13 protein-coding genes are annotated in these 14,220 nt (G+C 42.5%); 1 reads left to right on the top strand and 12 read right to left on the bottom strand.

The window, feature by feature from the left end; translation table 11 throughout:
- Positions 1-15: 15 nt before the first annotated feature.
- From KJS58_RS17335 to alaS, 10 genes are all read right to left on the bottom strand, one after another.
- A complete protein-coding gene (locus KJS58_RS17335) occupies positions 16-1,827 on the bottom strand; it encodes a peptidoglycan D,D-transpeptidase FtsI family protein (RefSeq protein ID WP_213534310.1) in 1,812 nt (603 codons plus the stop codon).
- A 117-nt stretch (positions 1,828-1,944) separates the two neighbouring features.
- Positions 1,945-4,074, bottom strand: a complete 2,130-nt coding sequence (locus KJS58_RS17340; RefSeq protein WP_213534312.1) for a methyl-accepting chemotaxis protein — start codon at positions 4,072-4,074, stop codon at positions 1,945-1,947.
- A gap of 174 nt (positions 4,075-4,248) precedes the next feature.
- Complete coding sequence (locus KJS58_RS17345; RefSeq protein ID WP_213534314.1) at positions 4,249-5,577, bottom strand: peptidase U32 family protein; 1,329 nt, start codon at positions 5,575-5,577, stop codon at positions 4,249-4,251.
- A gap of 18 nt (positions 5,578-5,595) precedes the next feature.
- Entirely contained in the window at positions 5,596-6,525 is a 930-nt protein-coding gene (locus KJS58_RS17350) for a peptidase U32 family protein (RefSeq protein ID WP_213534315.1), read from the bottom strand.
- Between the two features lie 14 nt (positions 6,526-6,539).
- Positions 6,540-7,556: an endolytic transglycosylase MltG gene (gene mltG / locus KJS58_RS17355; RefSeq protein WP_213534408.1), complete on the bottom strand. Its 1,017-nt coding sequence runs from the start codon at positions 7,554-7,556 to the stop codon at positions 6,540-6,542.
- 168 nt (positions 7,557-7,724) lie between these two features.
- A complete protein-coding gene (locus KJS58_RS17360; RefSeq protein WP_213534317.1) occupies positions 7,725-8,039 on the bottom strand; it encodes a DUF1292 domain-containing protein in 315 nt (104 codons plus the stop codon).
- Positions 8,040-8,348, bottom strand: coding sequence for a DUF1292 domain-containing protein (locus KJS58_RS17365; RefSeq protein ID WP_213534319.1), 309 nt, complete (start codon positions 8,346-8,348; stop codon positions 8,040-8,042).
- Positions 8,349-8,361: 13 nt separating this feature from the next.
- Positions 8,362-8,778, bottom strand: coding sequence for a Holliday junction resolvase RuvX (ruvX, locus tag KJS58_RS17370; RefSeq protein ID WP_213534321.1), 417 nt, complete (start codon positions 8,776-8,778; stop codon positions 8,362-8,364).
- Between the two features lie 16 nt (positions 8,779-8,794).
- Positions 8,795-9,055 (bottom strand): IreB family regulatory phosphoprotein, encoded by a 261-nt coding sequence (locus KJS58_RS17375; protein ID WP_160034448.1) that lies wholly within the window; start codon positions 9,053-9,055, stop codon positions 8,795-8,797.
- A 142-nt stretch (positions 9,056-9,197) separates the two neighbouring features.
- Complete coding sequence (gene alaS / locus KJS58_RS17380; RefSeq protein WP_213534323.1) at positions 9,198-11,819, bottom strand: alanine--tRNA ligase; 2,622 nt, start codon at positions 11,817-11,819, stop codon at positions 9,198-9,200.
- Between the two features lie 406 nt (positions 11,820-12,225).
- On the opposite strand from alaS, the gene KJS58_RS17385 reads away from it, so the two are divergent.
- Positions 12,226-12,426, top strand: coding sequence for a hypothetical protein (locus KJS58_RS17385; RefSeq protein ID WP_213534324.1), 201 nt, complete (start codon positions 12,226-12,228; stop codon positions 12,424-12,426).
- Between the two features lie 194 nt (positions 12,427-12,620).
- Here KJS58_RS17385 and KJS58_RS17390 read toward each other — a convergent pair whose 3' ends face one another.
- A complete protein-coding gene (locus KJS58_RS17390) occupies positions 12,621-13,691 on the bottom strand; it encodes an AI-2E family transporter (protein ID WP_213534326.1) in 1,071 nt (356 codons plus the stop codon).
- 311 nt (positions 13,692-14,002) lie between these two features.
- Complete coding sequence (locus tag KJS58_RS17395) at positions 14,003-14,212, bottom strand: hypothetical protein (RefSeq protein WP_160034442.1); 210 nt, start codon at positions 14,210-14,212, stop codon at positions 14,003-14,005.
- Positions 14,213-14,220 lie beyond the last annotated feature (8 nt).

Consider the following 14,220-nt stretch of genomic DNA (forward strand, 5'->3'; position numbering starts at 1 on the left):
GAGTTTTTTTATTTGCTATAGCTTAGAATGAGTCTTTGCAAGCATGTCCATAACTTGTTTAAATAAGGAGGTCGCTTTGTGCTTTGATGAAGGGGATACATTCTTGATCAGTACAGCGACCGCATATTCCGGAGACTCCACAGGGCCATAGCCGATGAACCACTGATGGTTTCGCTTCACCTTATTTTGCATTACCTGGGCTGTACCTGACTTCCCAGCAAGATGCCACGAGGCTTCATTGAGAGTCTGTCCCGTTCCCTCCTCCACTACCTTATCCATAAACTCTAACAACTTACTCGCTGTTGACTTATGAATGGCCGGCACATTTTTATCTAATAACCGCTGTTGAGGAATTTCAGCGAGCAGAGATCCGTCCGCATAATGAATATGAGAGACGATTCGTGGAGACTGCACTTTTCCCCCATGAAGCAGTGTCACCATAAGATTAGCTGCTTGCAAAGGAGTAACCTGTACATCGCGCTGTCCAATAGCCGTCTGTATCCTTGTTCCTTCATCATTAAGCTGAATGCTCTCTTTCGTATTAAAAATACGTCCCTTCTCCTCATGATCGAACAAGTGAAAATGATCCTGTCCTAAATAATGATCTTTTTCAAATCCAACTGTTCTGCCAAGGCCAAGCGACTCTGCTGCATCTGCTATCTGTTTAGAATTCAGACGTGATGCCACTTCTGCAAAAGCAATATTACATGACTTCGCGAAACCTTCTGCAAATGTCAACGTTCCATGACCTTCTGTTTTCCAGCAGCTTAGTCCATATTTTCCATAATGACCGGTACAGTGGAATTTTTCTTGCGGATGCACCACTCCCTGTTCGAGGGCAGCAGCAGCAGTGATTATTTTGAAAATTGATCCGGGTACCGCCGCCTTTAACGCCTGATTTGCCCATTCATTCTTCTCTAGACTAATCCGCTGCGGATTATAGAAGGGTCTTGATACCATAGCCACTACATCTGCATTTTTGGCATCCAGTACCACAACGGCTCCTTCCGTCACCCCTGCCTCTTTCGTTATTTTCTCTATTTGCTCTTGCAGATCTATATCGATTGTAGTCTCTACATTTAGCGGGTATCTCGGATTGTGAGGTGCAATCACTCTTGCCCCGAGGGTTCCGTTTAACGGCTGTTTATGCCCGTCTACCATATTTGATACAATGGTTGGCCCAAGACCTTTTAATAGGGGTTCTAGGGTCCGCTCAAGTCCGCCAGCTCCTGATTTTACATTAAAAGGATCTTTTACTTCCTGATGAAGTTTACTCTTCGCTGTCTTTTCAGGAAGTTCTGCAAGATATCCGAGCCACTGCCTCCCGTTCTCCGAGTCTATATATCGCTTCATATAGGGCAGCGCTTTAATCATCCCCACATTCTTCACTTGAATTGCTTCTACTTCGAGAGATGTGAGGATCCGCGGTTCTCCACTCGCAAGCGTCCACCATTCAGGTGAAGTTAAAGCATTCCATTTCGTCCATAGGGTGTCAGGGTTAATATTCAGGATGCCCGCCATCTCTAAGAGCTCACTTCTTTGTTCTTCCGTAATTCCGTCAGGCAGTGGAAATAGGACCGGTACATAAACCATTTTTCCGGTTAAAGACTTATGGTGACGGTCAAGAAATTGTCCACGGCCTGGGTCCAAAATAATGCCTTGTTCACGCTGCAATACCGACATTTCTCTCATTGTTCTTCCGGTTTCAAGAACTTCTTGATTCACCCTAACTAACTGGATATATCCGAGACGAAACATTAGTACAGCTAGCAAACCACCTAATAGAAGCAACGTAAAGAAGATACGTCTCTTTCTTAACAGGTCCATACCCAGGTGCCTACTTTCGACTTTTTTTGCTATTATCCCCTTTTAGGGCATATTAAAAACCCTGCCTCCTTCATTCAGGAAACAGGGCTTGAACTTATTGTACTTGCGATTACCGTTTTAATACTTAAAAACAGATAACGTTGCCTTTAACTCACCGGATACCTTCTCCAATTTGGCCGACAATTCGACGAGCTGATTACCGATACTTTGCTGCTCACTGCTCAGTGATGCCACCTCTTGAGATGTCGCAGAAGATTGCTCAGCAACCGAACTTACATTCATCATCGTCTCGGAAAGGGTAATCTGGGACTGATTCAGTTCTTCTATGGACATCGATGTTTCCTCTAATCTTTTCACGAAGATGCCCATCTGGTCTTCAACCGTTTGAAAAATCTCCCCTGTATCTTTTACAGCTATAATCTGTTCCTGGAACAGTGGATAAGCCTCAGACAAGGCCGATACGGTTTCATTCATTTCCATCATAATACGATCCGTTATACCAGCGACCATATCTATTGATTCCTTCGACTGATCCGCAAGCTGCCGAACTTCGCCAGCCACGACCATAAATCCACGACCTGCTGCTCCTGCTCTAGCTGCCTCAATCGTCGCATTCAAAGATAAAATATTGGTTTGCCTTGCGATGTTTTGCAGTACATCTAGAATATTCAGAATAGAGCTTGTGCTCTGCTTAAGCTGATCTACTTTATGAACAAGCGAACGAATCATTTCTTCACTTTGTTCTGTTTTGCTAGTTAACCCCGCTAAATAGGCGCTTCCTTGCTGACTTGCTCCTTCTACTTCACGTGCAGAACTTCCGAGTTCCTCATTGGTGACAACAACTTGCCGCATCTGTGCAGAAATGAGTTCCGTCATTTCCGAACCTCGCTCTGCTTCACTTGCTAGATTTGTTGCACCTCCCGCGATTTGTTCCGTTGCTACAGCTACTTCTGTTGCAGATGCAGCCGTTTTCTGTGAAGCACTACTTAATTCGGATGCAGTCTGTAATACATCCTGTGCTGTTTGGTTGGTTTGCTGAACTAAACGTGTAATCTGCTCCATCATTTGGTTGAAACTTGCAGACAGTTGCCCGATCTCATCTTTTGATTGGTGCGCTGTTCGTACGGTTAAGTCGCCTTTTGCACCTTGTTGCATCAGATCTTTCAGAATGGATAGAGGTTTAGCAATCATGCGTACCATCCACATACCAATCAACAAAGCCATTACGGTTGCGGCAACAGCAAAAATAATCGTCACAAGCAAAATCTGATTTGCTCCCTTAACCAGTTCGCTTACAGGAATCATCCCAATAATTTTCCAACCGGTAATTTCAAGGGTAGTGTACACAGCGAGCATTTCCTGATTCTTTCCATTCATTGTGCTCATTGTATCTCTAAAACCGCTTTTCTCCGAGAGATCCTGTAAAAATGTGAGCTGAGTTTGCTTCCCTTCTCGTTCTGCTATAGTTGATCCTATAACCGTACCATCTTCGGAAATGGCTTGAATAACTCCATTCTCGCCAAAGTTAACTTTCTTGAGTTCCTCTTCTAAGGCACTGGCTTTAATCTCAAAAACAATCATAAACGTGTCAATATTGGCATTAATATTTTTAAAAATACGTGCCATACGATATGTACTTTCTGTTCCATTTTCTTTTTCTTCCGTAGGAAGCCATAATATTCCGCCATTTTCAAAAAGAGACGTAAACCATTCTTCTTCTCGCAGTTTTATTAAATCCGAACTTCCTGTACTTATTGTTGGAGTATCTGGATTCTCATGAACTAAGGAAATCGATGAAATGGATTGATTCGTAAATTGTAAGTTCGTCAATTGTTCACTGAGCTGGGAACTAGACTCATAAATATCAAAAGCGGATGCGTTACTTTCATTTAAAGCTTCTAAATTCTTTTGTAAGTTTGTATCAAAAAAGATTTGAGTCGACATATCTACGTAACGTTCCATAATAATATTTAGTCTCTGCGCCGTCTGTTCCATTGTTTCCTGATTAGCTTCCGCAGCTTTTTCTTTAATTGTCGCTTTGGCTGTCTGATAAGACAAGGTCCCGAGACCAAATACAACCAGCAGAACGGCAATCATAAAAATAAGAAATAATCGAACCCCTACAGACTCCATCGGATTCAGCCTATTCATCTGCCTCCATGATAATTTTGTTTGTACTCCCTCCTTATTTACATGCGTTGAGTCTTGAGAATCTTGCTTCTTTCTAAACTTTAAAACCGGTTTCATTCTGTTCACCGCCGTTAATGTTATCGTTTTCAAGATGAATTTATAACTATTACTTCGGCAAGTCGAGAGTAAAACCTTTGCTTTTTATGAAAATAATTGAATCTTTTCTCCTATTTTAACATATGAAAAGACCCTCATCTTACACATAAGATGAGGGCTTTAGACCTGATTGTATTATTTTTTCTTGCGCATCATATCGAAATACGCAACGGGTTGTTCGACTTTTATTTTCACCATTTGCAGTGGATGACGGGCTGCATCTAGTAAATTTCCAGCTTCATCATAGATTTCTCCCACTTTTTGCTTGAAGAATGTACCATTCGGACCAAAGAACTCAATCTCGTTCCCCGTTTTAAAATAGTTCCGTTGTTGAATTGTAGCCATTTGTGAATTCGCATCGTAATCCATCACAAGACCTGCAAAGTCATAAGGAACTGCTTTTTCTTCCGGTTCGTAAATATGATCTTCATGATCTGGAGTATCGTAGAAAAATCCAGTATTCAGCGGGCGATTGGCTGCTTTTTGAATTTCTTCGAGCCATTCCGGTTTCAGTACATAATTTTCCGGATCAGCCATGTAAGAGTCGATCGCTTGACGATATACATTTACGACCGTTGCCACATAGTGAATGGATTTCATTCGTCCTTCGATTTTGAAGGAATCAATCCCCACGTCAATGAGATCCGGTATATTTTCGAGCATGCACAGATCCTTAGAACCCATCGTAAACGCTTGATCTCCTTCTTCATACAGCGGAAGCTGATTTACACCAAGCTCAAAATTCTTCAGTATCTGCGAATCTCTTGTATCTTCTTCCGATACCCATACTTCATTCTCTCTCGCATCTTCAAACAGATCATATTTCCAGCGGCAAGACTGACAGCATCCTCCACGGTTAGAGTCACGGTCTGTAAAATGGTTAGATAATACGCAGCGTCCCGAAAAAGAGGAACACATTGCGCCATGAATAAATGCCTCAATTTCGATATCTACATGTTCTTTGATCTCCGCAATCTCCTTAAGACTTGCTTCCCGTCCAAGAACAACACGCGGCAGACCTTCTTCTTTCCAGAACTGCACTGCTTGCCAGTTAATCGTTGATTGCTGTGTGCTAAGATGTACCTCAAGACCTGGAACGGCACGCTGTGCCACCTCAATAATAGCCGGGTCTGCTACGATAATAGCCGAAATTCCTGCTTCATATAACTCTTTGAGATAGGCTTCAATACCTTCTATATCTTCATTATGTGCATAAATGTTTGTCGCTACAAACACTTTTGCCCCATATTTATTAGCGAATTCAACACCTTCGCGCATTTCTTCAAAACTAAAATTGTCCGCATTGGAACGAAGGCCGTACTTTTGCCCTCCAATATATACAGCATCGGCACCATAGTGGATCGCAAACTTCAGCTTCTCTAAATTTCCTGCCGGAGCGAGCAGCTCAGGCTTGTCGAGCCGATAACGTTTGCCCGTATACTTAGGTTTCGTAGTCGTGTCCATTCCTTTTACCACCTCATATTAATAAACTTGTTCTTTATAGAAAAATCCAAATGACAGTTCGCGCTCAGGATCCTGCATTTCCCGTACTTCATCAAGCCAGGACTCATCAAACTGATAATTTAACGGATCAACCGTATAAGCATCAATTGCTTTACGATAAGCTTTTACAACTGCTTCATTGTATGCTGTGCTTTTTAGAATCCCTTCAATTTTAAAAGAATGCACGCCTGCGTTCATTAAAAGGTGGAGATCTTCCATAATACAAATATCTTCGGAGCTCATAATGTGGGTACCGTTCACATCTTCATAGATTGGAAATTTCTCATCCTGCCGCTCAGCCTCGATAAGGAAAAGTCCTCTGTGCAGTCCGAGATCTCCCTCTACAGGACGTCCTTGTTGCTGCATGTAACTGGCAACCAGCTGACGTTTGGAATGGTAAATGTTCGTCATACCATGAATCTGAACTTGTGCCTCTATTTCGAGCATGGGTACCATTTCTGTAATTTCATCCATGTTCAGTTCTCTTGCAAGCACTACTCGGGATGCACCTTTGCGTCCCCAATAATTCGAAGTACTGTAGTTGGTAGAAGTCATTTCCGCATTCCAGTGAAGCTTGATTTCAGGAGCAATCTCACGTACTGCCCGCAGAACCGATGGATCGTTGAACTCAACACCGTCAACTCCCGCTTCTTTAAGCCCGCGTACATAGTCTGGTATTTCTGGCAGAAGCTCATTTGTCATAATGTTATTCATCGAAACGTATACCTTGGCATGATAATTCTTAGCAAGCTTAACTGCTTCCTTCGTTTCTTCCAAAGTAAAACTGCCGGGTAATCGCATCCCAAAGCGATCATTCCCGATAAGTATTGCATCCGCTCCTGCTGTAAGCAGTACTTCTGCTTCCTGTAAATCACTTGCCGTCACCAGCAATTCATAAGGCCGAGTCAAAAGTCATCCCTCCGTTATTCCGCACTTTCTTTGCTTTTTTCTATATTTTTCAAATGTTCTTCATACGTCTTAGCAAAAAGGTGTTCCGAACTTCCGTCTTTTTTCGTAACATAAAATAAATAATCGGATGTTTCCGGTGATAATGCAGCCTCAATGGAACTTAGACTAGGGGCTGCAATCGGCCCTGGAGGCAGTCCGGTGTTTCTGTACGTGTTATATGGACTATCCACTTCTAAATCTTTATAAAGCAGACGTTCTTTCTGCTTACCCAGCAAATATTGAACGGTCGCATCGATTTGGAGCCTCATATTGCTCTCTAACCGGTTATAAATCACACTCGCTACCAAAGGTCTTTCCTCTGGGACGACAACTTCTCTTTCAATCAGTGAGGCCACAGTAAGGAGTTCATGCACCGTGAGGCCTCTTGCTTTTAGTTTGGCCTCAAAATCCGGGATAGAATCCAGTTTTTCCTGCATTTCAGTCAGCATACGTACAATAATATCTTCTGCTGTACTTCCTTTTGCAAGCTCATATGTCTCGGGAAATAAGTAGCCTTCCAGCTTAAATAGATAATCTGTGTTGTCTTTAATCTCAGCTACGATCGGAATACTACTAAATAACTCTGGCTGGTTTACAATATCCATGAAAAGTTCTTTTACTGTCGCACCTTCCGTGTCCAGCTTCTCCGCCATCTGTTTCAGTGTATATCCCTCAGGAATCGTAAACTTCAACGTTTCTTCTTGCTGTACATCTCCATTATTTAAAGCAGTAACAATTTCTTTGTAACTTTGACCAGGAACAAATGCATACGTACCCGCTTTAAAACCCGCGCCTTCATTGTTCAGTTTCAAATATACTTTAAAGAATAAACTGTTTCGAATGATTCCATTTTCCTCTAGATTATCAGCGATCTGAGAGGTGCCCGTCCCTTTATCAATCGTGAAAATAACGGGTTCTGTGGATGCTGTAACAGGTTTTGTCGACTGCCATACATATAATGCACTGCCGGCAAGAACTACCAAAATGACCATAAGGATAATGAATCGCCTGAAGTATTTTGCTTTCAAAAAATCACAACCCCTTCACAGCCAAAAAGAGCGGACTGCTCCGCCCTCTCATCAACCGTATTTTAAGTAAGTATACCAAGAATTCTATAATAACATACAAAGCAGGCACCTCGGTAGAGGTGCCTCCTCATATTAACCTTGGTCGTCAGGTAAAGACCATTCATCATAGAGTTCCGCAATATTTTCCCATTCTTCATCATCTTCAATGGTATGAAGCTCTGGATGTCCTTCTGCTGTAAATTCTACACGCAAAAGTTCATATTCCTCGTTCTTACTTGTTAAGGATTGCAATACAGCATAACCCTGACCTTGCACTTCGAACTCAGCGAGCAGTTCATAAGGAACGGATTTACCATTCGCTTCTTCGAGCTCAACCTCTGTTCCAAATGCTTCTTGCAAGCGAGTCGTAATAGTTAGATCCGCTCTTGTAAAAGGAAAATCAGTCATCTATACATTCTCCTCGTCGTCTTCTGAATCGACGAGAGTATTAAAAGTTTCTTCCACAATCGCCCATTCTGCTTCATCTTGAATCATAAACAGCTTGATGTCGTCCCCTTCTTCTTCATAACGGAAGGCATAGACCTCTGACTCATCTTCGTCATCGTTCACATCGACAGGAACAACCATCATATATTTAGCGTCTGATCCATCTACATCGAAGGTCATGAGCACCTCAAACTCTTCGTCATTACCTTCTTCATCCGTAATATATATGATCTCGCGATCCTCTTCCATACCCATTTGAATATCAGTCATAGTAAACTCCCCCTCACCTTGTACTTTTGGCATCTAAATAATTTTGTAATATTAGGCTTGCGGCCATTTTGTCCACAACCTTTTTACGCTTCTTTCGGCTTACGTCGGCATCAACCAGCGTACGTTCCGCCGAAACGGTGCTGAGCCTTTCATCCCATAGGTGTACGGGCAAGTCCAATGTTTCCCGTAGCGTTTCTGCAAATTCAATGCAGATCTCACCACGGGGACCCACGGTGCCGTTCATGTTTTTCGGTAACCCGACGACGATTTCACTAACCTCGTTCATTTTGACAAGTTCAGTGATTCGTGCAATCTCGTCCCCTTCACGGCGCCGTTCAATAACTTCTAAACCCTGAGCAGTCCAGCCAAAGGCGTCACTAAGCGCAACGCCAATTCTGCGGTCGCCATAATCTAAGCCTAAGATCTTCATTCATTTCTCCTTATTCTTATCGGTGATTGGCCAGATAAGAACGTACTAATTCTTCAATCAGTTCGTCGCGTTCTTTTTTGCGGACCAGACTTCTTGCATTGTTGTGGCGCGGGATATAAGCAGGATCCCCGGAAATAAGATAGCCCACCATTTGATTAATGGGGTTGTAATCTTTTTCTTGAAGGGAGTCATACACTTTAAGAAGAATCTCTTGTGCAGAAGCTTCTTCCACATCGCCTTTCACATTAAATTTAACTGTCTTATCCATGGAGTCCATAACGACACCTCGCTTCTGCATAAATCAAAATTATTCATTTTGGTATGCCGAATTGATTTCTTCTTTATAATAACATATTCTGTCCTCTGTAAATATAGCAGGAAAGTGAGAATATTATGTTTTTTGTAAACGTTATAAAACCTTATCCCGCAATAATTTGTTCAGCAAGACGAAGTGCTTCATCAAGTTTAGCCGCATCTTTACCGCCAGCTTGAGCCATATCAGGGCGTCCACCGCCTCCGCCTCCGCATACTGCAGCGACTTCTTTCACGATTTTACCGGCATGCAGGCCTTTTTTCACATGGTCTTGTGGGACAATGACAACGAAGTTAACTTTCTCCTCTGCTGCAGCACCAAGAACAATCACCGTATCAGGCAATTTCACTTTAAGCTCATCTGCCAGTGTACGAAGTGTATCCATTCCCGCTGCTTCAACGCGAGCCGTAAGTACTTTGGTATCTCCATGCTGAACTACTTTATCCGTAAGTTGTCCTGCTTCAATGGAGCTGAGTTTTCCTTGTAAAGATTCATTCTCACGAGTGAGTTCCTTGACTTGAGCATGCATTGCATCAATACGTTTTGGCACATCATTTAGATTTGACTTGAGCGAAGCTGCTGCTTGTTTCAAAAGATCTAACTGACTTTCCATGTATTCATATGCACCGCGTCCTGTCAAAGCCTCGATCCGTCTTACGCCAGACCCAATTCCGCTTTCACTCACAAGTTTAAACAAACCGATCTCCGATGTATTATTCACATGACAACCTCCGCACAGTTCAAGGCTGTAATCACCCACCTGTACCACGCGAACAATATCACCGTACTTTTCACCGAATAGAGCCATAGCACCCATTGCTTTCGCTTCGTCAATGGATTTGTATTCGATAACAACCGGAATTTGTCTCCAGATTTGTTCGTTTACTTTACGTTCAATAACAGCCAGTTCTTCTGGTGTAATACCGCCAAAGTGAGAGAAGTCAAACCGCAAGCGTCCTGGTTCTACAAGAGAACCTGCCTGATTAACATGGTCTCCTAACACTTCTTTTAGTGCCTTATGCAGCAAATGTGTTGCTGTATGATTTTTTACAATCGCTTCACGACTGGTTTTATCTACTTCAGCCTTGATGGAATCTCCAACACGAAGTTCCCCAGAATCGATGGTTACCATATGAACATGTTGTCCAAGAGGCGCTTTGAAGAGACCTTTTACTTTAGCAAATACACTTTCACCGCGCAAAATACCTTCGTCACTTACTTGACCGCCGCTTTCGGCATAGAAAGGAGTACGGTCTAGAACGAGCTGACAAGTATCGCCTTCACTTACGGAATCCACCATCTGTTCGTCACGAATAATGGCTACGACTTTGGCTTCGGTCACGAGGTCATTATATCCAACAAATTCACTTTTAACCGTAAGCTCCGAGATCGCTCCGCCTTGAATTTTCATACTCGCGTTATCTTGGCGTGCTGAACGTGCACGATTCCGTTGTTCTTCCATCGCCTTATCGAAGCCTTCGCGGTCAACCGTAAGTCCATGTTCCGCTGCATAATCTTCAGTAAGATCAAATGGGAAACCATAAGTATCATACAATTTAAAAGCATCGCTGCCGCTGATCATATTTTGTCCGTTTGCTTTTGCTTGTCCGCTAATCTCCGCAAGAATAGCAAGACCATCGCTTAGCGTTTCATGGAAGCGTTCTTCTTCTGTTTTAATTACCTTCGCGATAAATTCGCGTTTTTCTACGACCTCTGGATAGTATACGCCCATTACATCAGCAACTTGCTGTGTCAGCTCATACATAAACGGACGATCGAGTCCAAGTACTTTTCCATAACGTACTGCACGGCGCAGCAACCTGCGGATAACATATCCACGGCCTTCATTAGAAGGAAGTACCCCATCACCAACTGCAAACGCAACGGTACGAACATGGTCAGCAATAACTTTCAAAGCTACATCAATTTCTACGCTATCGTTATATTTCACACCAGCCATTTCTGCCGTACGCTGGATGGTAGGCTGAAATAGATCGGTATCAAAGTTAGAGTCTACGTTCTGCAAAATGGATGCAAAACGCTCGAGTCCAGCACCTGTATCAATGTTCTTGTTCGGAAGCGGCGTGTAGCTGCCATCTTTGTTATGGTTGAACTGGGAGAATACCAGGTTCCATACTTCAAGATAACGTTCATTTTCTCCGCCAGGGTACAGTTCTGGATCTTCCGGGTCATTGCCATACGCTTCTCCGCGGTCATAGAAAATTTCTGTACAAGGACCACAAGGACCTTCACCGATATCCCAGAAATTCTCTTCTAATTTAATGATGCGCTCTGCAGGCAGACCAATTTTTTCATTCCACAGTTTGAATGCTTCTTCGTCTTCTGGGTACACCGTAACGGACAAACGTTCCGGATCAAATCCGATCCATTTTTTATCAGTCAAGAATTCCCACGCCCACGTTACTGCTTCTTCTTTGAAATAGTCGCCGATGGAGAAGTTCCCCAGCATCTCAAAGAACGTATGGTGTCTGCGTGTTTTCCCTACATTCTCAATATCGTTGGTACGAATACATTTTTGAGAGTTAGCAATACGCGGATTCTCCGGTTTTACACGGCCGTCAAAGTAAGGCTTAAGCGGCGCCATACCTGCATTGATCCATAATAGAGAGGGATCGTTATGAGGTACAAGCGATGCACTCGGTTCAATTTTATGATTTTTGGTTTTGAAAAACTCGATCCATTTGGAACGGATTTCACTTGCCTTCATGGTCATAACCTCCGGTTTAAATTGTATATTGGATTAGCCGAAAAGATTACCTGCCCGCTAATTTAGGCCGCTTCATGCCCAGCTTGTTTTCCGATCGTCGTTGTTTCTGAAATCTCTGATCCAGTATTGCTTCCTGCTCTAATCATTTCAGAACCAAATACGAACGCTTCGCTTCTTCAAACGTGCTGGTCATTACGCTAACGGGTAGCGGTGACATATCTTCCGGGCTAAAAAATATAAAGATTGAAAAGGTTACTCCCTACACTAAAAACAGGAGTAACAGATACAAAAAAACGAGCGGAACTTCTCTTGTAAAAAAACAAAAAAACGCCCCTGAATAAATCAGGGACGAGAAGTTCGCGGTACCACCCTGGTTATCGCCCTCACATCCTATCGCAAGGGAGCTATGCATAAGCATGTCCTAAGCAAAAGTGTAAAACCGGCGATCGCCTTGTTAGAACCCGATAACGGAGGTCATCCGGCGGCTTTTAACCGCACTCCGAAATTAGCTTTCCGCCGCTTCATTTCAGGACTCTTCCAGCCTGCTATCCAAAAAGCACTTCGTACCTTAGATAGTAGGAGTCCCTTCTCTGTAGAAACACCCTGACGTACTTGATTTCATCACTGTATTTTACGATATACATATATATCCGATTATATCTTTAGAGCAGAATGGTGTCAATGCAAGCAGGTTGAGCTTATCAGGTTCTTTACTGATTCTTCACTGGTCCTTTAAATACCTTTTGCAGAGGCATATCTGAGAATAAATAAGCTCTATTTTTAGTTCCCCCGGTTCCTTTGCTACTCAATGGTTTTACGCTTGATATAGTACAAAAAGAAATGTTGGCATACCACCTTTAACACCGCAAAGACCGGAACAGCCAGAATTAACCCCACAATTCCTGCAAGTTCTCCCCCTACGAGCAGGGCAAAAATAATGGTCAGTGGATGTAAATGAAGCGTTCTCCCCACAACCTGAGGAGAGATCACATTACTTTCGAGAATTTGGCATAGTGTATTTACGACAATGACGAAAATCAACATTTTTACCGATATGGTTGAAGCCATCACTACGGCAGGTGCTGCCCCAAGAAACGGTCCCAAATATGGGACAATGTTAAAGACACTCACCATACTTGCTAGAATAAGTGCATAAGGCATACCAATCACCATATACCCAATATAGGCAAACACACCCACAATAATACACACCAGAAATTGTCCTCTTATATAATTGCCAAGAGCAGTATCAATCTCTTTGAGAAGCATAACAATCGATTTCCGCTGCGTCCGGGGTAAATAAGAAACCACGGCTTTTTCCATCACATCAAAATCTTTAAGCATATAAAAGATTAAGAAAGGTACAATGAAGATATTGAAAATGGTGCTGATGGTAGCCCCGATATTATCCATAAAGACAGAAATCCCGGAAGCCAGCTTATTCTCCATCTGATACATCCAGCCATTGATTCCTACACGAACGCCTGGTGGAATAAGATTACTGTTCATATTATTCAGCAAGCTTTGAGCATGCATATTCAGCTCAGGCAAATGTTCATTCAGTTGCTCCAATTGTTCTATAAACATCGGTATGACATTCATCAAAATGACAGCCAAAGATGTCAGAAATACAGCGTAGATGAGCAGAACCGCGATAGTACGCGGAACTTTACGTCCCCCAAGCATAGAAACAATCGGATTAAGAACATATGAAATAATTAATGCCACTAGAAAAGGGGCAAATATGGCTTTTAAAAAACCGTAAATTCCCAGCAGCATGGGACGCAGCAGCCACACAAAATACAGAATGACGAGGGCGAGCAGCACGAGCAGTCCGTAACGGAACAGCTTGTTTTTCGATAGTTGTTCCACAGTAAGTTTCCTCCTCGGACAGGCTTATCCTTGTAAGTATATGTAATGAGTGGATAAATTAATCCTGAAGATCGCGGGGAAATCTGCTTACCTCATCTGTAAAAATATAAAAACACTTGTACAGCTCGAAAAAATCATCTCAAGCTGCGCAAGTGTTTCTATATAGAAAAGCATTCTATTATATTTGAGTTTTCGTCTACCCATCTCCTATGTACCTTGCCCTGCCTCTAATCATAAGTGCTAAACTACAATCAAGTCATATCTACGACAAAAGTGTGCCAGACCGTTTATAGAGGAAGTTATTAACAAAGTTAAGGAGCAAGATGGATTCCTGGATACTCCTGAACGATCTCTTCTCCAAAGAAAAGATCGTCAAGTGAACTCAGTGTACCGTCTTCTTCTACTTGATACACCGACATTTTTTCACCATTTACATTTAGTTCTATAAAACATCCCCAACAATAGAATTGATGAGAACCAATTTTACCTATATCTTTTGAGTTACAATTTGGACATTTCATTACATTTC

It is taken from the genome of Paenibacillus sp. J45TS6, from assembly GCF_018403285.1.
In the GTDB taxonomy this organism is placed as follows: domain Bacteria; phylum Bacillota; class Bacilli; order Paenibacillales; family Paenibacillaceae; genus Paenibacillus.